This is a genomic window from Alicyclobacillus fastidiosus (assembly GCF_026651875.1).
Taxonomy (GTDB): Bacteria; Bacillota; Bacilli; order Alicyclobacillales; family Alicyclobacillaceae; genus Alicyclobacillus; species Alicyclobacillus fastidiosus.
Window position 1 is genome coordinate 2,182,075 of sequence record NZ_CP104067.1, and the last position, 23,194, is coordinate 2,205,268.

The 23,194-nt window shown below is 46.2% G+C and carries 20 protein-coding genes, 2 pseudogenes and 1 riboswitch; of the genes and pseudogenes, 12 read left to right on the top strand and 10 right to left on the bottom strand.

Annotation, left to right across the window (positions count from 1 at the left end):
• Positions 1 to 40: 40 nt before the first annotated feature.
• Positions 41 to 1,084 (bottom strand): YheC/YheD family endospore coat-associated protein, encoded by a 1,044-nt coding sequence (locus tag NZD89_RS10815; protein ID WP_268007735.1) that lies wholly within the window; start codon positions 1,082 to 1,084, stop codon positions 41 to 43.
• A gap of 16 nt (positions 1,085 to 1,100) precedes the next feature.
• Positions 1,101 to 2,309, bottom strand: a complete 1,209-nt coding sequence (locus NZD89_RS10820; RefSeq protein ID WP_268007736.1) for an ATP-grasp domain-containing protein — start codon at positions 2,307 to 2,309, stop codon at positions 1,101 to 1,103.
• Between the two features lie 371 nt (positions 2,310 to 2,680).
• Here NZD89_RS10820 and NZD89_RS10825 point away from each other — a divergent pair, with 371 nt between their 5' ends.
• The 3 genes from NZD89_RS10825 (at position 2,681) to NZD89_RS10835 (ending at position 6,591) form a co-directional block, all read left to right on the top strand.
• Positions 2,681 to 3,445 (top strand): CsxC family protein, encoded by a 765-nt coding sequence (locus NZD89_RS10825; protein WP_268007737.1) that lies wholly within the window; start codon positions 2,681 to 2,683, stop codon positions 3,443 to 3,445.
• A 244-nt stretch (positions 3,446 to 3,689) separates the two neighbouring features.
• Complete coding sequence (locus NZD89_RS10830) at positions 3,690 to 4,565, top strand: glycosyltransferase (protein WP_268007738.1); 876 nt, start codon at positions 3,690 to 3,692, stop codon at positions 4,563 to 4,565.
• Between the two features lie 847 nt (positions 4,566 to 5,412).
• On the top strand, positions 5,413 to 6,591 hold the full coding sequence (locus NZD89_RS10835; RefSeq protein ID WP_268008458.1) for an L-dopachrome tautomerase-related protein: 1,179 nt from the start codon (positions 5,413 to 5,415) through the stop codon (positions 6,589 to 6,591).
• Between the two features lie 8 nt (positions 6,592 to 6,599).
• On the opposite strand, the gene NZD89_RS10840 is transcribed toward NZD89_RS10835, so the two are convergent.
• Together NZD89_RS10840 and NZD89_RS10845 are read right to left on the bottom strand one after the other, a co-directional pair.
• The gene (locus tag NZD89_RS10840; RefSeq protein ID WP_268007739.1) at positions 6,600 to 7,112 is read right to left on the bottom strand and encodes a hypothetical protein; all 513 of its coding nucleotides are present in this window, start codon (positions 7,110 to 7,112) and stop codon (positions 6,600 to 6,602) included.
• Between the two features lie 451 nt (positions 7,113 to 7,563).
• Positions 7,564 to 9,339 (bottom strand): methyl-accepting chemotaxis protein, encoded by a 1,776-nt coding sequence (locus NZD89_RS10845; protein WP_268007740.1) that lies wholly within the window; start codon positions 9,337 to 9,339, stop codon positions 7,564 to 7,566.
• 571 nt (positions 9,340 to 9,910) lie between these two features.
• Between NZD89_RS10845 and NZD89_RS10850 the strand changes: the two genes are divergently transcribed.
• On the top strand, positions 9,911 to 10,294 hold the full coding sequence (locus NZD89_RS10850) for a hypothetical protein (RefSeq protein ID WP_268007741.1): 384 nt from the start codon (positions 9,911 to 9,913) through the stop codon (positions 10,292 to 10,294).
• Positions 10,295 to 10,556: 262 nt separating this feature from the next.
• Here NZD89_RS10850 and NZD89_RS10855 read toward each other — a convergent pair whose 3' ends face one another.
• Positions 10,557 to 10,880, bottom strand: coding sequence for a winged helix-turn-helix transcriptional regulator (locus NZD89_RS10855; protein WP_268007742.1), 324 nt, complete (start codon positions 10,878 to 10,880; stop codon positions 10,557 to 10,559).
• Between the two features lie 336 nt (positions 10,881 to 11,216).
• Here NZD89_RS10855 and NZD89_RS10860 point away from each other — a divergent pair, with 336 nt between their 5' ends.
• The gene (locus NZD89_RS10860; protein ID WP_268007743.1) at positions 11,217 to 11,993 is read left to right on the top strand and encodes a dioxygenase family protein; all 777 of its coding nucleotides are present in this window, start codon (positions 11,217 to 11,219) and stop codon (positions 11,991 to 11,993) included.
• 111 nt (positions 11,994 to 12,104) lie between these two features.
• Here NZD89_RS10860 and NZD89_RS10865 read toward each other — a convergent pair whose 3' ends face one another.
• Positions 12,105 to 12,740 carry an FMN-dependent NADH-azoreductase gene (locus NZD89_RS10865; protein WP_268007744.1) on the bottom strand — a complete coding sequence of 212 codons (636 nt, stop codon included), beginning with the start codon at positions 12,738 to 12,740 and terminating at the stop codon, positions 12,105 to 12,107.
• Positions 12,741 to 13,705: 965 nt separating this feature from the next.
• On the bottom strand, positions 13,706 to 14,914 hold the full coding sequence (locus tag NZD89_RS10870) for an MFS transporter (protein ID WP_268007745.1): 1,209 nt from the start codon (positions 14,912 to 14,914) through the stop codon (positions 13,706 to 13,708).
• Between the two features lie 166 nt (positions 14,915 to 15,080).
• Between NZD89_RS10870 and NZD89_RS10875 the strand changes: the two genes are divergently transcribed.
• The 3 genes from NZD89_RS10875 to NZD89_RS10885 all read left to right on the top strand — a co-directional run bounded on the left by NZD89_RS10875 (position 15,081) and on the right by NZD89_RS10885 (position 17,505).
• Positions 15,081 to 15,974, top strand: a complete 894-nt coding sequence (locus NZD89_RS10875; protein ID WP_268007746.1) for a LysR family transcriptional regulator — start codon at positions 15,081 to 15,083, stop codon at positions 15,972 to 15,974.
• Positions 15,975 to 16,014: 40 nt separating this feature from the next.
• A complete protein-coding gene (locus NZD89_RS10880) occupies positions 16,015 to 16,521 on the top strand; it encodes a hypothetical protein (RefSeq protein ID WP_268007747.1) in 507 nt (168 codons plus the stop codon).
• Positions 16,522 to 17,103: 582 nt separating this feature from the next.
• Positions 17,104 to 17,505: a hypothetical protein gene (locus NZD89_RS10885; RefSeq protein WP_268007748.1), complete on the top strand. Its 402-nt coding sequence runs from the start codon at positions 17,104 to 17,106 to the stop codon at positions 17,503 to 17,505.
• 185 nt (positions 17,506 to 17,690) lie between these two features.
• On the opposite strand, the pseudogene NZD89_RS10890 reads toward NZD89_RS10885, so the two are convergent.
• Positions 17,691 to 18,997, bottom strand: a pseudogene (locus NZD89_RS10890) (Nramp family divalent metal transporter).
• Between the two features lie 550 nt (positions 18,998 to 19,547).
• On the opposite strand from NZD89_RS10890, the pseudogene NZD89_RS10895 reads away from it, so the two are divergent.
• From NZD89_RS10895 to NZD89_RS10900, 3 genes and pseudogenes are all read left to right on the top strand, one after another.
• Positions 19,548 to 19,868 (top strand): annotated as a pseudogene (locus tag NZD89_RS10895) (ArsB/NhaD family transporter); the annotation flags it as partial.
• A gap of 44 nt (positions 19,869 to 19,912) precedes the next feature.
• A complete protein-coding gene (locus tag NZD89_RS29570) occupies positions 19,913 to 19,981 on the top strand; it encodes a hypothetical protein (protein WP_369125266.1) in 69 nt (22 codons plus the stop codon).
• Positions 19,982 to 20,259: 278 nt separating this feature from the next.
• Positions 20,260 to 20,907 (top strand): hypothetical protein, encoded by a 648-nt coding sequence (locus tag NZD89_RS10900; protein WP_268007749.1) that lies wholly within the window; start codon positions 20,260 to 20,262, stop codon positions 20,905 to 20,907.
• A gap of 273 nt (positions 20,908 to 21,180) precedes the next feature.
• Here the strand turns inward: NZD89_RS10900 and crcB are convergent, their stop codons facing one another.
• Both crcB and NZD89_RS10910 read right to left on the bottom strand, forming a co-directional pair.
• Entirely contained in the window at positions 21,181 to 21,540 is a 360-nt protein-coding gene (gene crcB / locus NZD89_RS10905) for a fluoride efflux transporter CrcB (protein ID WP_268007750.1), read from the bottom strand.
• Positions 21,537 to 21,935, bottom strand: coding sequence for a fluoride efflux transporter FluC (locus NZD89_RS10910; protein WP_268007751.1), 399 nt, complete (start codon positions 21,933 to 21,935; stop codon positions 21,537 to 21,539). Before NZD89_RS10910 ends, crcB begins: the two co-directional genes overlap by 4 nt.
• Positions 21,936 to 22,059: 124 nt before the next feature.
• Positions 22,060 to 22,123: riboswitch (Fluoride riboswitch) on the bottom strand.
• Between the two features lie 316 nt (positions 22,124 to 22,439).
• Between NZD89_RS10910 and NZD89_RS10915 the strand changes: the two genes are divergently transcribed.
• Positions 22,440 to 23,153: a class I SAM-dependent methyltransferase gene (locus tag NZD89_RS10915; RefSeq protein ID WP_268007752.1), complete on the top strand. Its 714-nt coding sequence runs from the start codon at positions 22,440 to 22,442 to the stop codon at positions 23,151 to 23,153.
• Positions 23,154 to 23,194: the final 41 nt, after the last annotated feature.

Below are 23,194 nucleotides of genomic sequence, written 5' to 3' on the forward strand. Positions count from 1 at the left end.
TATATACTTACAGACAAGATACATTCGATATTTCCAACTTCTATAGACAAGGAATATTTCTATATTTGTACTGATTGGCTAAAAACTCCGCATACAGAATTGCATTTCGAGCTACATCAAGTTCTAAGTAAAGGCTAGGAGGACAACCAGGTTTCCAATTCACCTCATAAATCCATGCTTTTCGCATCGCATCAACCCCAACGTCAATCCCCAATTCATCAAATGATTCGTCATACACTGCATCTATCTCAGCAGCTAATTGAAGTCCGAATTGTTCTAAATAACACCGCATATTATAGGCTTCTTCTGCATACTCTTGACGAAGAAAAGAGTCTAAGTGGCCAGTGTAGCCCCCACTACTGAGATTTGACGTTATATTTCCGGACAATGCTAGACGGTAGTAGACCGAGGTGATGACCCATTTCCCCGTGCCGTCTTTTTGGACATGGAGTCGAAAGTCGTAAGGCTGTCCTGACTTGGTGACACAAGTAATATACTTTTGTACAAGAATAGGCTCTTCCCGATACATTTCTCCTACAAATATAGGTAATTCATCAAGCATACAGGTTGCCGTTTTGTCATTTGAAACGATTTCATAGTGATTTTCTCCTAAGGTGTCGATAATGATGACACCGTTGCCTTTTGAACCCCACAAGGGCTTCACAACGACCTTTTTATACTGATTAAGGAAGTGGGATAAGTCTTCCTTCACGATTTTTACTTCTCTGGTTGGTATAAGATATTGTTGAAAACTTGTTTTATTAAGTCGCTCGTAAACAGATAATTTATCTCCGATAGAATGGCTTGTGAAAGGAATATTTTCGCGTAGCCTTGTGACAACAGGACACAATTTTTCGCTGCGGACTGCTTCGTTATATATTACGTCAGGGAACCGGACAGTCTTCTCTAACCACTTTCCATCTTGATACACCCAACCTAAAATATCTTGATTTTGTAGACTAACGCGCCCAGGTGTGAAATAGACATAATCGATTCCTTCCGCTTTTGCAACTGCGGCGTAGGCATAAGTAAGTTTAACTTTGCGTGGATCGGAACGATAATGAAGATGGCCTACCAAAGTCATAGCTCTTCCACCTCATTTAGGGGGTTATATGGAATTTAATTAACTTTGCCGCCTCATGGGCAACTCTTTCGGCCTTTTCTTGGGAATCAGCTGACGCCAACACATACGCATACCTGTGTCTCATGGCAGTTGGTGCATGGAGGATAGCACCAATTTTGGGCTTCACGTATATCTCGTCTACACCCTCGCAAGTAGAGGCCTTTTTCCTACCTGTGACCTTCTGTAGAATCCCCCCCTCAGACACCGTGACGTACTGAGTGAAGACGTATCGTTCACATTTTCGGACTAGATCCGGTTCTTGACCCATTTGTGATTTCAATGTTTGTTGAACAAGGTTAATTCCGTAGGCAGTGTTAATCATACGATTCATTGCCGAGCCAGATATTCGGGGATTTACTTCAATAATATTACATTGACCGTTAACTACCCTAAATTCAATATGAAAAGCTCCAGTTTTCATACCTGTCTTTTCGACAATGACCTGAACCATATCTTTGATTTGTTTATTGAGATCATCGGATTCTTTTGCGGGGACACGGTATCCCATAATAATGAATCTGCGTGTTCCATGGACGATCTGTTCAACTACAGCAACGATATGGGGAATTCCTTTATGAACCAAAACCTCAACTAAATATTGGGGCCCGTCAAGATATTCTTCTAAAAGGATTTTTTGTTCTGGGTATCGCTTTTTTAAATTGAAAATTTGCTTTTCAACTTCTTTTCTATTTCTTGCTAAGGCTACGTCTTTCGATCCAGTAGATAAGGGTGCCTTCACAACAATTGGCATATGCATACGGGGCTCTGCATTTAGTACGGAGCAGTCATGGCCCGTCTTAAAAATGGGAGTATAAGGCGTGTCTCGTAACAATTCTCTCATGCTAATTTTATCTAACATCGTAGCTATGGCTTTTGGCGTTTGATATGGGATCCGATACTCTTCTCCTAGAATGGCCGCCGTGTACACATACGGTTCCACAAAACTCGAAATGGCACAGATCTGCTTCCCTTGTTTTTTTAGGAAGTCCACTTTGTTCTTAATTTCATTTATGTCTTCAATGTCGGTTTTAATCATTTCATGTACATATGGAAACTCTGCACGGTTCTCTATATAGTTTTCACGATTCGTTAATAACACGGTGTAAAACCCAATATCCCCTGCAGCAACAATTGCATCTCTGCTTGAACCGGATTGCTGTGAACCAATGAAAACAATGGTCCGCATAATATCCCCTCCCTCTCGGATATATTTATGAATTTAAAATTCCTACTCTACAGACAAATGACTAATTTATTTTCCGTTTTCATAGGCTTTTGTTCCTAGACCACTGGAACATACATGTATGTCTTTGAAGATACTGTTGTCGAGGGGATGATGATTAAATGAATAATTGGCGATTAAAAAAGGACATAGTGGCCTTGGTTGTATATCCTTTTTAGGATGATTTCGTCTAACTCGGCACGAGGTAAAACCGTGATTTGTAATTCCACGTTTGCCGCCCGGCATTCGACCTGTTAGCTCACTGGTCCAGTGAATAGGATGTTGCCGTAACACAATAGCGCTATTGCGCAAACTTGAAGGAGGAATATCGAAGCATGGGAAATCCTTTCGGCAATTTTGTAGACCCATTAGCTACCAGTACTAGTGCTGTTCCCACACCAGCGCCAGGTACCGTCATTACGAAGGTGCCGATCGCACTGGCAGAGGTAACGGTACAAGTGAACACTGAGTTCCCAATCACATTTCCAACACCTGTACTGGAAATCAAAACGATCAAGAAGAACTTGAAAATTACACAAGCACTTCTCGCTCTACCTTCCAGTAAACTATTTTTGAGTGGATTTGTGCGGAAGAACATTCAGTATGCTACTACATCCTCATTAACTACGTCAGGTCTCAGCTCTACGATCCAATCGCTAACCGTTGATGTGCCTTGGAGCGTTGTGACAGATTTAGCTGGACAGTTCCTGGCCCCACCGGTGATGCCGCGGACAAATACTTCATCCCAATTTGGGTTCCAAACAACTTCGACACTACCGTCACCTCCGTTTACGTCAACAAAGGAAATGTTGATCGCCAATGACTTAGCAGAATTCGACCAAGTAAATACTGAATTTTTCAACGAACTACCCTTTATTGAACTCGTCTCCGCGACGTTCACTGAATTCGATTTGGCTATCGGAAGAACGCCATTTCCTACTATTAGCCCTACCACTACTCCAAGTCCGTTCGAGGAAGGTTTGGCTACTCAATATTTAGAAAAAATGGTGATCGACATCACGGTTAAGGTTTTACAAAAACAACAAATTGTTGTGACCGCTGTTCCTGCACCGACACCCGTACCCGCCGCTGGGATTTAACGAATAAGATTTACCACTAACCCATATATCAAAATGGTATATGGGTTAGTGGTCTTTACTTACAATTATGGTTGTTCGGATGAACAAAAGATAATCGATGCTCAAATAAAGGCGAACTCTCATAAGATGACTTTGACTGGATCACTTACTCCAGGCTTTATGCCTCAAAACGCATGTATTCATGATTTAAATCACTGTTGAATAACAAAATCAGTATGCTGAGACCGACGGGGGAGGGAGCATCATGGAAACATCCATGCCCTTGGTATCACTTATTTTCCCTGCGAAGAACGAAGGGAATAATGTACATTCAACAATTACATCGACATTACAAACCAAAACAAACTATTCATATGAAATTATCGTGGTTGATGATGGTTCAACAGATCAATGTTGTGATTTTATATCATCTTTCGAATGTCTAAACCCCATTCAATTGATAAGAACAGAAGCTATGGGCCTTGCCCGAGCCAAAAATCTTGGTGCACAACACGCGAAGGGGGACATTCTCATTTTTTGTGATGCCCATCTTCAATTTGAAGATCTTTGGATTGATCGTATGATTGAACCGATTCTTACCGGGATCTGTGATGGTGTAACTCCGGGCATTGCCCCTATCAATAACCCATCGAATGTTGGTTACGGGCAATCACTAAACAATACGTTGAATGTTAGATGGAATACAAAAATACAAGACACACCTTTTCCATCACCCGTCCTTCCAGGTGGATGTTTTGCTGTATCAAGGAATGCCTTCTTTGACGTTCAAGGTTTTGATAACGAGTTTAGAGTTTGGGGATATGAAGACGTTGATATTTCTCTAAAGATGTGGTTATTCGGATATAAATGCTACGTACAGCCTGCAGTCAAGATTCTTCATTTATTTCGCACTTCATTCCCTTACACGGTTAATTATCAGGATGTTCATTACAACATGTTACGGATGGCATATAGTCATTTTAATGACATCAGGATCCAAAAATGCAGACTACTCGCCAGTCAATCTAATGTAGAATCGTTTGTTCTTGCTAGTGGCGTGCTAGACCAACGAAAGCGTTACTTGGAAAGACGCTGCTACGATGACAATTGGTATATGTCTTTATTTCAAATCCCATTTTAGGAAGAAGTAAAACTTTTGCCGATGCCCATACTCTTCGCTGTCGGTCCTGGAATGCACTCAATACCGAAAAGTGCTTACGTTTGTCGGAAGTGGTTATCGAGCCAACGAAACAACCCTTCCACCTCAGTAATTCGAGGTTCGAGCGAGTGAATTGTCGTCACAATGGATTCATGGTCGAGACGGTCACATGCTCGTCATGTTTATCAAGCATATCGCGGATATACTGCAACGTACCTTCACTAAATTCCAACATATCAATGTCACTTCAAAATGGTCCGAAGTTTATGTGTTCTTTTGGGTCGTAAGGTGGCTGGCTCGGTGCGTAATATTGCGTCTCGAGTTTTGCAACCTGTCTGATGAATGACATCTAGAAGGCATCGCTTCCTTCGCAGCGCTCCGTTATTATCTTTGTCACTGTCTCCACGGTGTCGTCGATGATTGGCAGGGTAGGGGGCTCATTGATCCACAATGGTACCCATACCATCCGTCCATTTCAGCCTTGATTCGCTTTGCGTAATCCTTGTTTCGACGAGTCGCATGCGTACGAAAGTGGTTGATCTCTATGGCAAACTTCAGGTGAGAGTCGCCGTGAAATACGAAGTCACTACTTGAGCACAGGCTCTGTAAGCTGCAACGTCTGGTATTTGGGGATTTATGGCGTTTTATGGTGTGGTATCTGACAAAAAATTCGGGGAACCTTACGTTCAGTATTACAGGGTTAGCCACGGAAACCAGTTGTGTACTCAAAAAATTTGGAGGTCGGACACGCATGAGACGCTATACGCACCTATTGACCACGACATTGCTTGCAGGGATGTTTGCGTTCATCATAAATCCGCGTGACGCGATGGCACGGATCGAAACAAAAGACAATCTACACAAAGTTGGGCGATACGAGATGTTGTACCATTGGAATCACTTAGACTGGAATTTTCCAGATCAGAATATGAAGCAGACTTTTGAAGCCAATCAAAACTGGAAACGGTCAATGCCCGCTGGCATAAAGGTGGACCAACAAGGAAACATGTATGTTTCCGTCCCACGTTGGGCCAAAGGCATCCCTTCTACAATGAACCGCATTGTGATCATGAACGGTAAACCGTTACTAGAGGCGTTCCCAAGTTGGGACTGGAATAAGGAAGGGAACGTGTCGGTTCTGCAATCAATCCTTGGCTACGAAATCGACGAGCGAAACCGTATGTGGATTCTAGATCAGGGCAAAATCGCTTATGCACCGTCTGCAGACGGTTCTCAGAAGCTGGTTCTGTGGGATTTAAACACGAATAAGTTGATTGAATCGATTAAGATTCCCAACGAGATCGCTCCGTATCGAACGTCGTTCCTTAACGACTTGGTGGTGGACAATCAGTACGGGTTTGTCTATATCACGGATTCCGGAAGTGGTTGGCCGGGCCATCCGCTGGACGGAGGAATCATTGTGTACAACATGAAGACGAAAACCTTCCGCCGTGTTCTAGACAGACACCTCAGCACACAGGACTTCCCAGGGTTCCGGTTCGACATTGATAACCGACCAGTATTCAACAACACGCCCATCAGAATAGGAGCTGACGGTATCGCGCTGTCTGCTGATCGATCGACCTTGTACTATTGCCCGGTGACGGGGCGGAATTTGTACTCCATCGATACATCGCTACTGAGGAATTTTTCTACGCCGTTGACCCAAATCAGCCGGTCAGTGAGAGCTCTTGGCAGTAAAGGTACCACTACAGATGGCATGCATGCAGATAACCAGGGGAATGTGTTTTACACCATGTTAGAAGGAAAAGGGATTGGGGTTTACACACCCAAAAACCACCGATTCCAAAAGTTCGTATCTGACGACCGAATGTTATGGGTAGACGGTGTCGCATTTGATCAAAAGGGATCCATCATCTTTAATAACAACAGATTGCACCAAATGTTCGATACACCACAAACCATTGACTGGAGCTACCCATATAATCTCATTATTTGGAAATCGTTTGTTGGAAATGGTGTGAAGTCGTATCTGTATGCGCATTAGGGAATTGGTCATTTGGTATCGCAATGCAAAGGAAAGCGATGCAACACTTCCACATTGTCATCACTCATATACCAGTCGTTTACAACAAAATCCAAGTCAGTCATTTCACTTGTTCCGAAATCGAAATCTCTATTCCGCTTCAAAAATTGAAGGAATTCACCAGGGTGGTTCAGTACAGGGTTCTGAAAACGGAGACACGTCATATGAGCCGTGTGCGTTTTAAACCGTTCATCTAAAGTGCTTTTCACACCCGACTTCCTAAAATTATCTCGGATATTCTGCCGTAGTTTTTGCAAAGTTAAATCAAGAGGAAAGCCCTGGATCATCACGCATTCAGGTGAAGCCGTGATTCCACGATAGCGAATGTTAAACGAGGGAATAGATGCGACGGACTGGGTGAGGACCTCAATATAAGGGGCGAGGTCTGTTTGACCAGGATTACATTCAACGGTGCACGTAATGATTGCTAACACGGTTGTGTGAAGTTCGGTCGATTTGTAGGAATACTGCTCAGGCTCCATCTGGTGGGCTTCCTCCAGAAACTTCATTACGGCATCTTGGACATTCCTTGTTGGACGACAAATCAATGTGAATCCTCTTCGTAAATCATTCGCCTTATTTATTAGAATGGGGTCAACCCTCACCAAGTTCGTTTCGATGGATCGAACAGCTTGACCCCACAATTTATCATAAGTGACTTGAATTTCAGATGTACTCATTTGAATCCCAGCCTTTTTCCTAGATATATCGTACCAAAAAACGGATCGCAATCACGAAGAGATTGTCTAGCATCACCAGCGAAGATTTTGGTCATCGATGACGATGAAGGTATTACACAACTTTTGAAAGATCTCTTGGAACACGAAGGATTCCGCGTGGAAACAGCATGTGGAACAGACCGTGCAAGGCTTGTTTTGTTTAACCGTTAACTTGATAAGGTGGAGTTGTGCTCCACCTTATCATTGAGCCGGTTTATAGTACGAAACGAGTGAGGACTTGCTGTAATTCTTCTGCCATTTGGCTAAGTGAATTCGCGGATGCAGCAATTTCCTGCATGGAAGCCAATTGTTCTTCCGTAGCTGCAGACACGGTCTCGACGCCTGTTGTGGTGTTTACGGTGACGTTGGATACATCGTGGATACTCTTTTGAAGGTTTTCCGTACCCTCCAACATTTTTGAAGCGGAGGCAGACACTTCTTTAATTTGATTTGCGACGTGATCAACGACAGACCGGATTCCTTCAAACGATTTACCCGCTGTTCCCACTGTGTCCAATCCGGAAGTTACTTCTTGTTTTGCTGCTTCCATTGATTCTATCGCCAGATTTGTGTCTACCTGGATACCGCCAATGATCTCGGAAATTCGTTGGGCAGCGTTGGACGACTGTTCAGCCAGTTTCCGGACTTCGGCTGCCACGATAGCGAACCCACGACCGCTTTCGCCTGCCCGAGCGGCTTCAATTGCGGCATTCAAGGACAACAAGTTTGTTTGATTAGATATTGCCGTAATAACTTCAACTATGTGTCCGATTTCAGTGGACCGCTCACCTAATACGGATACAACGTCCGCCAATTTAGCCATGGCTGCCTCGATGGAATTCATCTGTTGTACAACCTTATGAATTGCTTGGTTTCCTGAAGCAGCGGCTTGTGCGGCTTGTGCTGCGGACTGCGATAGTTCCTTCGAGTTCTTTGCGACTACATTCATTCCAAGAGTCAAGTCCTCAATGGTGTTTACGCTTTCCTCGACGCTGTTTACTTGATTTTCTGCACCAATTGCAACCTCTTGCATAGTCGATGTCACTTGTTCGGTTGCTTTACTATTTTCTTCGGCACTCGCCGATAATTGCTCTGACGATGCAGCAACTTGTTCGGACATGAGACTGACCTTGGAAATAACTTCCCTAAGGCTTATCGTCATTAAATTAAACCCTTGTGCCAGGCGACCGACTTCGTCTCGATTTCTAAATTTGAGCGGCTCAACGGTCAAGTTACCTTGCGCAACTTGATCTACTTGTGCAGCCATTTGCTTGATTGGACGTGCCAATCGATTTGCAAAGAGAATGACGATGGTCGCACCAACAATCAGGGAAATGACGAGTGTGATGAGCATATCGGTTAAGACGTGGTTGGCACCGCTGTTAAAGTCGTTGGTATAGGCACCTACCGCGACTACCCATCCCCACGCGGGTGCCATTTCCGAGTAAACGATCTTCTGTGAAAGCTGATTGGGGTTGTTTGGCAGTGGCCAAAGGTAAGTCGTGAATCCACCGCCAGATTGAGCAGCCTTAATGACGGCCTGAATCATGTAAAAACCATTAGAGTCTTTGGTGTTCCAGATGTTCTTACCTTGAGACGTAGGGCTCGCTAAGGAATTTCCCTTCGTATCTAAAATAAAAAAGAACCCATGGTGGTTGCCGATATTGTAATCCGGGTTGATGGGCCGCATTCCGTTTGATTGGGTAGCTCCTAGTACCATTCTTTTTACCTGTTCCTGTGCGTCTGCGAGTGAAATGTGCCCTGCTTCAACCTCTGTGTTCAGAATTTTGATGCTGCTATTCACCAGCCTGACATCGTTTTGCAAGGCGGTCTCACTAGAGGACGTTAACTGATTGTGTGCGACGGTGTAGGAAATGATTCCGACGATTAGGCTTGGGATAACAAGCATGAGGAGAGAAATGCTCATCAGTTTGATCCGGATGCTAAACAAGGCGGTTCGAATTTTGTTCCCGCTATGTTTCTTTACCATTTTTTCACCCTTATTCGTATTGTTTTGACATAAAATTGTTCAGCTACTTTGTATGTACGACCGCCAACTAGGGGTAGCTACCCTGGATTGGGTCTCGACGTTATCACTAAATCGGTAGATCACATTGCTCAGTTTCTGCTGATTTAGTATCCATGTAACCAATTAACGCTCTCGACATAATCAGCTACAATTCGACAACACCGAAGTCAAGTGTAGCCATTTTATGAATACATTTCAATACTGTATATTGTATACACTAATGGATTTTCTATCACGTGAGAAACGCCGGCCACACACCAAAAATAGACGGGGCAGGCTCAAATAAATTTTTGCTTTCCCGAGGCCCACTCTGGTTAATCATTTATCGGCACATAAAAAGCCTCCATCTCCACCTTAAAAGGGGATTTGGAGGCTTTTTCATGAAAATTTTTGGGACTCATTGATTTAGTGGAACCCTTTTCGGACAGCCTTGTACAAGAATAAGGGCAATATACATAGGGAAAATAATGGGGTGCCCCTGGTACGAAACGTACCGTTAGGGGCACCTCCATCAGCAGATGCTTACTTAGATGTGGAATTGGTGGAAGCTGATTTCTTTGCAGTAGCAGTCTTGGATGACGTTGTCTTCGAAGAAGTATCCTTACTAGCCGTCTTGGTTGTGGACTTCGAAGAAGAATCGTCCGTTTTAGTTGTCTTCGTCGTTGCGGTCTTTGAAGGAGCAGCCTTACTTTTATCGGCTTGTTTTGTTGTAGTTTTTGTGCTGGCAGAACCATTCGATGTAGCTGTATTTGTGGTCGACGTTTGGTTTGCAGTAGACGTGTTATTCGACGTGGTACCACATCCAGCGAGCCCTAGTGAAGCTAACAAAATAATTGATGCTGCGAAAGGTTTTACTTTTAAAGTCATGTTGATCTCTCCCTCTTTCAGGCGTTTATATGTTTTTAGGACATCATAATTATGGTTCAGCACACTCAAACGTTACTCAAAATGATGTGTAGTTCCTGTGGAGATACTATAGCGATTGTATGATGTATCCATTAGAGAACCATGTCAGACCAAAGCGAAGGGCAGTCACACCAAAGGCGATCACAATGTGATCGCCTAGCGGAGCGAGATGGTGATACGTGATCAGTTTGTCCACTGAATTTATGGTTTGTACGCGTTGCTAAGAATGTTTTTTCTGAGATTCTATGTGCTCATGCGTCCATCAGAGCGTGTCAATGGTGTAAAGTTTGATACCACTTGTTGGCCCACTCTTGGACTTGGTCCAAAACGGGTGCAAGTTCTTGACCCTTCATTGTCAATTCATATTCCACTCGGATGGGCATGTCTGGATAGACATGGCGGGTCACTATTTCCGCTGCCTCTAGTTCCTTAAGGCGTTCCACAAGCATTCGGTCGCTTAAATGTGGAATCATGCCAGATATGTCGGAAAATCGACGTCTGCCTTGGAGCATCACACGGATGATCAATCCTGTCCACCGTTTTCCCAAAAGTTCAAATGCGGCTTCAAACTTGGGGCACAATGCGATGTCCTCCATCAGAATCACCTCTGTGTTAGGTAATCATCTTATATTACAATCATTATTGACAAAAAGTAAGTTTTTAATGTATCTTGAAACACGCAGTCTTAGCTTACCATAAGTAAGCTTGTTATCGCCGGTGAACGCGTATCCCACAGTGAGGTTGGTTATTCACGATAGGCGCGAACCGGAGAGAATGAACAAGTTCAGAAAATTATAGACTTCCGTTGAATGCTTATAATCAGATGGTGCACTGGGTCGGATCGCCGTGCAAGTGAAAAGAGGATAGTCACAATTTGCTTGTCGCAAGTCCAGGAATACTTTTCATTTCTGAATCGAAAGGATGAACATATCATGATGCCTTCCTTATTTATTGCACATGGGGCTCCTCTTCTTGCAATCGAGGACAACGAATATACGCAGTTCATAACTCAATTAGGTCGGCGTCTACCACGCCCGAAGGCTGTTGTCTTGTTCTCTGCACATTGGGTGACGGGTACACAGAAAGTCAGTGAAGTGAACGAATACGAAACGATTTACGATTTTGGTGGATTTCCTGACGCTCTGTACCAGATTCGGTATCCCGCAATGGGAGATCGACAGATTGCCAGTCAGATTGAATCCCTGTTGACCGAAAACGGGATTTCGTTTGACGTAGAAACGGATCGTGGATTGGATCATGGGGCATGGGTGGTCCTGCGGTTGCTTTATCCAGATGCAGATATTCCTGTCATCGCGATGTCCGTAAATCCCCGCGTTTCGCCTGAGGAGCAGTACAAAATAGGCTGGTCTTTGTCGCAATTGAGGGAGCGGGACATCCTTGTGATCGCAAGCGGAGGCACAGTGCACAACTTAAGGGCTTTAAATTGGCAGGAAGACGGGGTAGACGAGTGGGCGCTTCAGTTTGATCAGTGGCTAGAAACCCGTATCAAGCAGTGGGACTTGGAATCGTTGTATCGTTATGATTCTTTGGCGCCGAATGCACAAGTTGCAGTTCCGCCCTATGGGAATGAACATTTTGTACCGATATTTTACGCTATGGGAGCGGCTGATGATGTCCGTACGGCTACGCTGTTACACCGTAGTTACCGATATGGGAGTTTGAGTCACAGCGTTTGGCAATTTGGCTGATTCCCAAGAGCATGCGTTAGTTGAGATGTTGCACCGAAACACGCCGAGGCGAAGCTGGTGTCGTCATAAGAAAAGGGAGCCGCGTAGGACAACGGCTCCTTTGGCTTTTTCTTAGAACGTTTTGGCTAGTTGGCGTGCACGTGCAATACCATCTTCTTTAATTTTTTCGGCACGGTCTGGGAACTGATTGTGCCCTTCGATAAAGAGTCCATCAAAGGATGGGACGCCAAAGAACTGCATGATGGTCGCTAGGTAACGATGTCCCATCTCCATTTGCGCTGCAGGTCCTTCTGAATAAATTCCGCCACGCGCTTGGATATGGAGCGCCTTTTTGTCGGTCAGAAGGCCAACTGGCCCTTGCTCAGTGTACTTAAAGGTCTTTCCGACAACACATAGTGCATCAATGTATGCCTTCATGATTGGCGGGAAGGAGAAGTTCCACATCGGTGTGACAAATACGTATTTGTCAGCTGCGACGAATTGGTCAGTCAACTCGGCCAGGCGCCCGACTTTCTCCTTTTCATTTTCTGACAGTTGATCGAACGCGGTGCCGGATTGTAATTTTCCCCAACCGTTGAACACGTCAGCATCGATATATGGGACGTTTTCCTTGTACAGGTCGACGCGGATCACTTCGTCGTTTGGATTCTGTTCCCGGTATTCTTCAATAAATGCCTTGCCTGCGGCCATGCTGAAAGATTTGGTGTGGTCATGTGGATGTGCAGTAATGAAAAGAACAGTTGCCATTAAGTAAATCTCCTCCATTCGTAAACCGCTATTCATTATACACTAACACACTAAAAGTAACAAAATAAAATTTTGTCACAATATTCCCTTGTTTCATGACACGAAATCGTAAAGCCAAATGAGCATCTGAGCATTGATAAGCCTAGATGGTGTGACAAAGGACCACGAGTACGGTTGTCGAAACGTATTTTGGCACTACGACTGCAAAACATGTGTGTTGGTTTTATTTGTGTCCGGTATGAGGATGGGACGGCTGTGTGGTTTGATCACGACGCTGGAGAACGCGGATGGGGCGTGGGAAGTTACTCTCTGCGATGTCGTACCGCTGAAATGGTTATATGTAGTGTGCACGTTTCATTGAGATCAAAAAGCGACGGTGCCTATAATTAGGGTGCCTGATTCCTCTCCACCGAGTCTCCCCGCACGCCTTGTCTCCCAGGTCATCTGTGCGGGGAGCATTTTGCGTGTGAGTGGGGCTACGAATGCCCCCACTCACACGCAAACAGTTGTCGTGCCTATCGTAAATTCGTTTTACGGAAAACGGGTATTGCGACCAGGATGCCACATGCGGCAGCAAGGATTCCTAGGGTTAGTGGACTTGGCAATCCGTGATGGATTCGCCAATGATGCCACGGTGCAGATATCGGTTGCCATCCGACCGCGGAACACATTAGTGGGCAGTCGTCTGGCATCACGACTGCCCAGGAGGCAAAAGGAATCAATTCGAACGCGGGACGTCGTCCAAACGGTACTAAGTTCGGCGTCTCGGTACACCCCTGATTATAGGCGTACCTTGTGAAGTCCAGATGGAGACGGTGTGGCGATTGTATGGAGACTTGTACTCTAGCGGATAGGTGCGCAAGGTATTGTTTATCCAAGCTGCCGACCACAAAATGTGGGGCACACCCGCCGGCGAATTGAAATGGGAGAAACCCGTGCGCAGGCGGATGTTCGTGGGGCATTCATCATGAATGGCCATGAAGGTGAAATCGACCGGTCCTCTGTGATGAGACAACGGATAACGCGTAACAGATGAGAATGAAAAGACAAATCGCGAGAACGATACCAAGCCAGTGAAAGCTAACCCATATGAATCCACCCGACCAACCAATCACGCTTGAACCTACGTAATAGAACAGCAGATAAAGTGAGGATGCTGTCGCTTTTCGCTCGGCGGGGGACGCGATTCCCACCCAGCCACTAGCCGTCGTATGTGCAGCAAAAAATCCAAATGCAAACACAGCGATGCCAAGGATTTTCATCCACAGGTTGGGTATGAGCGTGAGTAATGCACCAAAGACACATATTGCGCATGCCAACGATAGCAATTTTTGTCGAGTATGGCGATCCGCAAGTTTACCGAACATCGTGGAACTCCATGTGCCAACTAAGTTGACAACAAACAAAAGCCCAAGCTCGGTTTGACTTAAATGGTAAGGAGTTTCTGTTAAGGGATAGCCAATGTAGTTGAAGAGCATGATGTACGCACCCATCACTAGAAAGCCTATACAATATAAGGAAAGCAATCGTTTGTTTACGAGGACGGCTGCCATTGCCTTGAGCGATTCGTGAAGAGGCATTTTCGCAGATTGGAAATTGCGTGAACGCGGTAGAGAATACGAAAACCACACGCTACATAGGAAACAGATAGCCCCCAAGACAAAGAAGGCGATTTGCCACGTAAACCAGTCTGTCAGTGGACCAATTGCGACCCGCCCTACAAAGCCGCCTACAGCAGTTCCTGCCACATATGCACCCATCGTCCCACCAATACTCATTGGTGAAATTTCCTCGTTCAAATATGCAATTGCAATGGCAGGAAACCCTGAGACACTAATCCCTTCGAGTAGGCGGATGAACAGAAAAATGACGAAACTGTGGCTAAATGCGGATAGCATGGCAAGCACGGAAGTTGCGAACAGAGAAATGACCATCATCCGTTTTCGGCCCATTCGCCTTGATAAAAGGGGGACAAACAATAAACTCACGGCGAGGGCAATGGTGGGGAGCGAGATGGACGCGCTTGCCGTCGCTGGTGAAATTTTGTACTGCGTCGAAAAAACATTGATTAATGGCTGTGGTGCGTACAACACGGCGAACGTAACAATGCTCCCAAGCAACATACAAACTAATACTTTGCGGTAGTCCTGATCCTTCTTCTCGATGTATTGCATCTTCCCATTTCCCTTCCAACGGAGAGTCCCAAATGGAGGACGAGTGCGAATTTTATCCTTTCGTCGTCTCATGTACAACGGTCATTCTACAACGAACAAAATCATGTGTATAATTTATCTTACTTATATAAACGATGCACGAATGATATGTATTGGGGGGTTTTTGTTGGATTGGTCTAAATTGGAGTATTTCAGAACTGTTGCCAGGACTCAACACTTTACCCGTGCTGCGGAATTGCTATCGCTGTCACAACCTGCTTTGAGCCGCGCTATGGCAAGCTTGGAACAGGAATTGGGCACAACGCTATTCGATCGCCAAGGACGCAACGTAGTCCTCAACGAGTATGGGAAGACATTTCTTGAATATGTCGAAAAAGCTCTTCGAACGATGGATGAAGGGAAAACGAAAATCCAGGAAATGCTAGGCGTATCGAATAGAAGCGTTTCGTTGGCTTTTTTACCTACTTTAGGGCTGGGTTACGTTCCACAATTGGTTAAGGAGTTTAATAGAGATCATCCGGACGTTCAAATTCAATTGTGGCAGAACCCCCATGAGACGATCATCAAGCAGCTCAAAACAGGTGATATTGACCTCGGCCTGTGCTTATCGCCTGTCAAGGAGTCAAACCTGGATTGGCGTGAACTGTTTTCGGAGGAGCTTTATGTTATCGTACCAACGGATCATCGACTCGCTTCAAAAGATTTCGTTCAGCTAACAGATATCGCGGACGAGCCATTCATCGGTATGAAACACGGAACGGGGTTACGCATTGTCATGGACGAGCTGTTCGATCAAGCAGGGTTCTCGCCGCGGATTGCTTTTGAAGGCGAGGAAGTACCTACTATAGCTGGACTCGTCGGTGCGGGACTGGGGGTTTCCCTAACTCCTTATTGGTCTGGACTCGATTTGTCCTCCGTGCGTTTACTCAGAGTATCGGAGCCTGTTTGCCGCCGCACAATTGGCATCGCATGGGTTGCCGACAAAGAATTATCGTTGGTGGCGATGAACTTGAAGGAACATATCCTAGAGTATGGAGCATTCATGAATCGTTGTTTCTAGTTTAGTTCCAACAGGTGAAACACCATTGAGGTGTATAGCGATGTATGTCAGGCAGCAAGGCGATATCCTGATGTTCAGGAGACTTCAAACACTTGAGGTCCGGGAGATCGACTGGATAGAACGCCTAAAAGATGGGCGGCAACCATACATCTACTACCATTGTTCAGTGGTTGTAGATGAGAACACACAAATTGAGTCAGATGGGAAAATGGTCATTACGAACACGATTCCCAGTGGAGGTTTTGATGCGTTTAGACCGCCAATTCTCCCCGAGAACCGACAAAGAGGAGTTGAACAGGTGAAGAAGCTCGTTGGGCAAAAATACGACTGGGTACTCATCGTCGATGATGCCTTACGAGCCCTGACGCACAATCTGTTGCATCTGCCGATAAAATTCGTTGCACGGGAAGAACGGTATCGAAAGATCTGCTCGACAATCGTTGTGGCTTATCTAAATGCTGCTGGATGGAACCATGGACTCACGCAGAACGCGCTTCCGGAGGATATTTATATTGTGCTGCGGAATTATCAAGTGAGCACGGCCTAGGTGTACTTGCAATCATTGTGTATTTCATCACTGTATCGGTCTTCAAGAGACATATACCCATTCGACCTCAAGTAGTCTGCTTTGTTATATTCGAATTTTTTCGATAATGAATGACGATCGCCCTGAACAAGTGTAGATAGCGAAGGGGGTGCATGCTGAATAGCGGGTGAGGGGGATGTTCGAAAACGATGAGAGATCATACGGCGGATCATAATCGATTAGGATTTGCTCTGATACTAGGTGCATTTTCAGCCTTGGGGCCATTTACGATAGACATGTATCTACCGTCATTTCCCCAAATTGCACAGCAGTTTGGTGATTCTTCTCTCTGCCAGTCTTCTGGCTCTTCTCGCATACTACTTTCTAATCAGACAGTCACGGACTCGCTCTGGCATCGAAACGCTCAATCGAACCCTGTCTGAAACAGCGGAGGAGAGTTGATCATCCATTCCTCAAAGCTGTCCTCGACAGCTCTGATCATTTTGTAAGGTAGGAAATGACATTTTCGGCTTTAGAGCTAAATTAGATATTTGTTCGCTAACGTGTGAGTGTACAGTAACCCTAGCGTAGGAGGACGTCACAGTGAACTTTGATCAAATCGAACGCCAGGCGAATACCATCCAGCAGCACAACACAAATATCATCCAACAATTACAGCAGGTAGCACAAAACATACAGGGTCTCGACATTGATGAATCACAAAAGATGAACTTGATTTATTCGCTTAAGGAGTTAGCTCTCTCTGTTCGTGGTTTGAATCAAGAAACAACGGGGCTAATTCAGAACGCTGCCAACTATATTGACCATCTAGAGCAAAGCCATCCGCAATATGACCAGTTTCAGCAACGATATCCACAACAGTATCAGCAGCCAGTCGCTCGACAGAACGGTGGATTTTGGAATACGATCCTTCAGTCTGCTGAAATGGGTGCGGGATTCGCTATCGGCGAAGACATTGTAGATGACATATTTAGGATTTTATAATGAGCAGTAGATACGCCGAATATCTTCGGTTGCAGTAGCGAAGAAAGACGCGAGACACCACAACGCGTTGATGCAGAAATGACGAAACGCCTCATTTGAGGCGTTTCGTCAGGATTTTTATAGGGGATTGGATGGTCTTTACCGCCCTGATTACTCGCTTAATTCCACCGCAATTCCTCCTCATCTTAAAACGGCAACGTACCGCCAAACGTCAGGTAGAGAAGCAGAATGTTTAAAGATAAAATCACGATTGCGCAAAGTATCGCGGCGAACGTCACAATTCGTTTGTTCACGAGAACGCCCATGATATCGCGTCGCCTAGTGAAATAAATCAGTGAAAGGATAGGCATTGGAAGCACAAGGCTCAGGACAACCTGGCTGATGACGAGTGTCCGAGTGGGATCGACACCCAATGCCACGATGAGAAAGGTCGGCAACATAGTGATCACACGGCGCAGCCACAACGGGATGGTGAAACCCACAAACCCTTGCATGATCACGGACCCAGCCATGGTTCCGACGGCGGAGCTGGAAATTCCAGACGCTAATAGAGAAACCAAGAAGGCGGATGCAGCAGCAGGCCCAAGCAGTGGTGTGAGCATTTTATATGCAGACGGGATATCGGCAACGCCTGTATGGCCGGACCCATGAAACGCGGAAGCTGCCATGAACATCATCGCGAGATTGATCAGCCCGGCAAGGGACATGGCGATTATGACTTCCTTCGTATTGAAGCGGAAAATACTTCGCTTTTCCTCTTCGTTACGGGCGGCTATTCGATGCTGTGTCAAACCCGAATGCAGATAGACGGCGTGGGGCATCACTGTTGCACCAATCACGCCTACAGAGAGCAGCACTGCATCACTGTTGCCCAGCCAAGGCACGACGCTGTGGTAGGCAATTTGACTGAACTGCGGCTTCGCAAGTACGGTCTCAATCACATAACAGATGGCGATCACGACGACGAACGCAGCGATAAATTTTTCTAGCGGTCGAAAGCCCAGGCGCTCTAACATGAGAATGAGATACGTGGTGATCCCCGTCAGTACGGTGGCCAATAGCATCGGTATATGAAATAGTAAATTCAATCCCAACGTGGCTCCTAAAAACTCTGCAATGTCTGTCGCCATGGCAGCGACCTCAGAAAAACCCCACATGATGTACGACAGCCATTTTGGGCAATACGCGCGACACATCTCAGGCAAATTCATGCCAGTGGCGATTCCCAACTTTGCCGACATGTTCTGAATCAACTGGCCATCAGATTTGCGATCACAACCACCCAAAGCAACTTGTATCCGAACTCAGAGCCACTCTGGATGTTGGTGGCGTAGTTGCCGGGATCGATATAGGCGATGGAAGCGACAAATGCGGGTCCGAGAAAGGGCAGTAGTGCGCGAATCCCCTTCCTTTTGTGCGTGATGGATTCTCTCGCCGCAACGACAGCCTTATTCTCTGCTGGAACAGGCGATGTACCCAAGTGACTAACCACCTCTCATATAAATGTATTCACAAATGTTTCTCTTGAGAAACACTTTTAGACGCGGGAAACTTTCGTGATTATTATACTGCGGTGGCTGACAAATGTGTACAGATTTTTTGCCTTAGAGCAAGAAATTTTTAGGCGGGAAACAAAGTTGGTGTTCGGAAACAAATGTCGTGAAGACGATTTCGTTTGGCTTCAGCTCTCCATGCACCGACCGCTCACAACACGCTCGGGACGACACAATGCGATACCATGGGCTAACGACGGAAAAATTCGTCGAGTAATCTCATTCACCGAGGAATAAATCTAGGCGCGAACTCCTTTTCAAAACGCACAATGAAAAAGGGCGTCACAATTAAGCTGTCGAAGGTGTGATTGACTGCCCACGTTCGAGGTGAAGGAATTGGGGATTTGCTAAAAGGAGGTGAAATGGCATGCGCGTTAGCGGGGGATGGATTCTTGTCCGGACGAGAGAGCAAAAAGTCACTTTGGTGCGATCACGGCAATTCGCTACAGCGAGAGATGGCCCTTCCACCGATATTTTTAGATCTATTGAATCATGAAACTTTTGAAGTTCGACACGAAGAAGATGTTGCCGTTTGTGCTGGCGAGTGGATTTATCGCGGATACCACTTCGTTGCCACTCATCGTGAGCAACCTCGTGAACATCGTGTCGGCCGATTACTTTGGAATTGGCTTTATACGATACGCGTTGCACATGATTGTCCCGGATCTGTTTTCGTTTGGCGCGAGTCTCTTGATGCTGCGCCTGTTCTTCCAGAAGGGTATCCCTGCTCACTACAACCCCAGTGATTTGCCTGAATCAAGGCAAGCCATTGTGCACGTGGGCATGTTTCGAACGTCTTGGGTGATTCTTGTGCCGTGAAGATCGGCTGGGGTCAATACTTTAGGGTAGGGGTGGTGCTCACCGTTCCAACGTTGTTCGTCACGCTCTCAGGTCTTTATATGTGGCTATCATTAGTTCACTAACATTAGGAGGATGGTGGTGATTCATTCATCGCTTATCGAGTCGCAGACCGCTCTGTGAGCACGACATCGCGAGCGGACGGAGGTGATACGATGGATTCCCATTCGCATGAAGTTTCAAGCGAGACGCGAGCGATGGTGAGTGTCGTGGCATGAATATCCTAGACGGCGCATATAACATATCAATTGATTTGGCGATGAAGTTCGTCATTCAACGCCAATGGCCCCTACTGCTTCTTATCCCTTGCAGTAGGGGCTTGGTTTTGTATAGGAGTGTCGATATGGCGTCGGTCTTCGGGATTTGTACAATCGTAGTGATTACAGCGATCGATAATGCGTTGTTAGCAGGGGTACTCATCCCACATATGCAACGTGGCCAAAAGAAAATTGCCGTCACAGTCGTCGCAGTGCTACTCGCGGTGTCGCAAGTTGTCTTCTCGGCTAGTGTGGACTATTTCATGCAGCATGTGATTTTTCGAGTGGTGGCCATTGTGGTGCTTGCTTGGATGTCCGTTCGCGTGTTGTACGTCGGGATGAGGAGTTCTGATAGACTGTTTGCCTCGATATTACGGTTATTTTTTGTGACACTGGTTGGGAATCTAGACAATATCATTTGGCTCGGTTCCACGTTACATGGAGATAGGTTATGGCTCACTCTGTCTTCATTCATCAGCATCCCGATCTTCATCTTCATCACTCTGTTTTTGTCCGACCAAATCGAGAAACAGGTGTGGATTCTCCCATTAGGTGCCGGGATGATGGCGTGGGCGGCATCGACGTTGATGTTTGACCTCCCAGTGATGAAGCGTTTTATCGCAGGATTAGACGATGCTCCATTCATGACCTTTCAGTGTCTGATGACGGCGATGATTTTAGCCATTGGGTTGTGTGTCAGGAAATTTTTGTCGCAGAAGAATGCGTCAAAATGACCTGTCGACAGGTGAGAAACTACCGCCGTTGTGGCGTTAGGTAGTCTCCCGATTAAGTTTGCGATAATGAATGCTGATAACCATCCCATTCCTTTCACCTTTCCCGATGTGTTTCTACACTCGGAACAATCGGGAACTAGGTCGCAGTGCTCGACACTTTCCACCAAACTTCCCTATCACTTCGCTTCGGCTCTTATCCATGTACGACTGCACGATTTGATTGAACCGGACGGGTGAACCAAGTAGTCCGCCTGTCTTGGCCGAAAGTGGGGATTATGCCCACAGTTCAGTGATCCAAGCTAAAATTAGGCCCACGCCGAGCGAACTAAATAGGTAAAAGATGCTCAGTCGCCGGTTCTCTCGAAACAATGTAACGGTTTCGACCGACAGTGTGGAGAAGGTGGTAAAACCGCCACAGAATCCTGTGCCGAGCAACAAAAAAAGGTCTGGAGACGCATTCTGTAGACTGAGGGTAAACAGCCCTAAAAGGGTGGTTCCGACTACATTGACGAGCCACGTTCCCCAAGGGAAGACAGATTTATTCACGTTGGTAAGTGCAACGCCGATTCCATATCGTGCGACGGCGCCGATGGCAGAACCGACGCCAGCCAGTACAGGGAAACACGCATTCATGCCGAAACCTCCCTGACGTCTGTTTCCTTCCTCGAACCAGCCCATCGCACCGCACGCTCACCAATGTAAGCCAGTAGCGGACCGAAACTGAGACTGACGATCACGTAGACAATTGCGGAGAATGCATGCGCCTTGGCGAGGTGGATGGTTCCGACGCAGAACGTAGAAAACGTGGTAAATGAGCCTATGATTCCGGTCCCAATTCCGTTTTGCAGCCAAAGTTTCATCTTTGTGCTGGCTGCCATGCCGTACAATGCGCCCAACGCCAGCGAACCAACTAAGTTAATCACGAGGATGTCTAGCGGAAACCCACTGGGACACGGGATGACGAATCCCAAAAAATAGCGAAACACCCCACCGATGATACCGCCGATAAAAATCGCAATCAGATTCATCGAAGTTCTCCTTTGGGCTCTTATTTTGCGTGTGAGGACTCGTTCGCAAGTAGGACGACATCCTGGAACGCCCCTTCCTGGATCCAACAAAAATGGCTCCTGCAGATAACCGTGACTGTACACAGTTCCTGCAGGAGCCATCAGCCCAGGTCGGGCGGTTAATGGTGAGCTCCATCACCGATTCAGTTGTGATCATTGTATAAGAAAATCGCCCAGAGTTCTAGGTATCCGCTCGTACTAAAAAGTGCCCTCGGCCGCAAGCGACCGAGGGCTAAAGGAGTAAAAGGGTGTGTACGATGTTTACTGTATCACATTGTGTCCACGTAAGGACGGGTCCGGATATTCATCATAAAATCCCGTTGGAGACGTAGGTCGTTGGTCGATAGCCCATTTGGCTAAAATTCCATGTGTTCGTGACGCCCTCCTGATACAATTGATCTGTCTTTACGATCTTGCGGTTTACGCATGTACGAAACCATCAAGTGGTGAGGTGGAGGGAGAAGCATGACTCAGAATTGGAATAATCCCGATACGGCGCGGCTTTGGGATACAAACGGCAATCGCCGAAATCCCATTCGTTTCGAACAGTTGGACATTCTTGTATCGATTTTGGAAAGCGCGTATGCCAAAGGTGCATGGATACTCGACCTTGGATATGGATCCGGCCAGGTTGAGAAACGGATCTTCGAACGCATTCCTGACGCTGCAATCGTCGGAGTGGACAATTCCGAAGCGATGATGGAGTTGGCAAAGCAACGTCTGTCCGAATACACCAGCCGATTTGTGTCCATTCGCCATGACTTGAGTGACATTGACACGCTTTCGCTGCCGAATCACAAATACCAGTTTGTCATCGCCATCCAATCGTTGCATCACCTTTCGAAAGCGCAGATGCGCGCCGTCTATCAATACATATACCGGACGCTTGAGCCAGGCGGATTGTTTTTGTTACTCGACAGGTTACAGGTTGAGACAAAGGGGTTGTGGGAGGTCTACCACGCGGTCTGGACGCGCCAGGACGAGTTGTACGATTCGACGGTTGCCTCGCATGAAGGAGCTAGTTTCGAAGACCATCAGCGAATTGTGCTCGATAGAGGGGATTATCCGGTGCTGCTGGATGAGCATCTCGAGTGGTTGCGCAACTTCGGATTTGAAGCGGCCTGTTTACACGCACATGGCCATCGAGCGTTAATCGTCGGGCGTAAACCGTTGACGTAACGATTTCAGACGCAAAGCCCCGCCGGCGAAATGGGATCACC

Excerpts from the sequence above, each read along its gene's own strand:
- NZD89_RS10815 (WP_268007735.1), bottom strand. The coding sequence starts at position 1,084 with ATGACTTTGGTAGGCCATCTTCATTATCGTTCCGATCCACGCAAAGTT.
- NZD89_RS10820 (WP_268007736.1), bottom strand. The coding sequence starts at position 2,309 with ATGCGGACCATTGTTTTCATTGGTTCACAGCAATCCGGTTCAAGCAGA.
- NZD89_RS10825 (WP_268007737.1), top strand. The coding sequence starts at position 2,681 with ATGGGAAATCCTTTCGGCAATTTTGTAGACCCATTAGCTACCAGTACT.
- NZD89_RS10830 (WP_268007738.1), top strand. The coding sequence starts at position 3,690 with ATGGAAACATCCATGCCCTTGGTATCACTTATTTTCCCTGCGAAGAAC.
- NZD89_RS10835 (WP_268008458.1), top strand. The coding sequence starts at position 5,413 with ATGGCACGGATCGAAACAAAAGACAATCTACACAAAGTTGGGCGATAC.
- NZD89_RS10840 (WP_268007739.1), bottom strand. The coding sequence starts at position 7,112 with ATGGAGCCTGAGCAGTATTCCTACAAATCGACCGAACTTCACACAACC.
- NZD89_RS10845 (WP_268007740.1), bottom strand. The coding sequence starts at position 9,339 with ATGGTAAAGAAACATAGCGGGAACAAAATTCGAACCGCCTTGTTTAGC.
- NZD89_RS10855 (WP_268007742.1), bottom strand. The coding sequence starts at position 10,880 with ATGGAGGACATCGCATTGTGCCCCAAGTTTGAAGCCGCATTTGAACTT.
- NZD89_RS10860 (WP_268007743.1), top strand. The coding sequence starts at position 11,217 with ATGATGCCTTCCTTATTTATTGCACATGGGGCTCCTCTTCTTGCAATC.
- NZD89_RS10865 (WP_268007744.1), bottom strand. The coding sequence starts at position 12,740 with ATGGCAACTGTTCTTTTCATTACTGCACATCCACATGACCACACCAAA.
- NZD89_RS10870 (WP_268007745.1), bottom strand. The coding sequence starts at position 14,914 with ATGCAATACATCGAGAAGAAGGATCAGGACTACCGCAAAGTATTAGTT.
- NZD89_RS10880 (WP_268007747.1), top strand. The coding sequence starts at position 16,015 with ATGTATGTCAGGCAGCAAGGCGATATCCTGATGTTCAGGAGACTTCAA.
- NZD89_RS10900 (WP_268007749.1), top strand. The coding sequence starts at position 20,260 with ATGGCGTCGGTCTTCGGGATTTGTACAATCGTAGTGATTACAGCGATC.
- crcB (WP_268007750.1), bottom strand. The coding sequence starts at position 21,540 with ATGAATGCGTGTTTCCCTGTACTGGCTGGCGTCGGTTCTGCCATCGGC.
- NZD89_RS10910 (WP_268007751.1), bottom strand. The coding sequence starts at position 21,935 with ATGAATCTGATTGCGATTTTTATCGGCGGTATCATCGGTGGGGTGTTT.
- NZD89_RS10915 (WP_268007752.1), top strand. The coding sequence starts at position 22,440 with ATGACTCAGAATTGGAATAATCCCGATACGGCGCGGCTTTGGGATACA.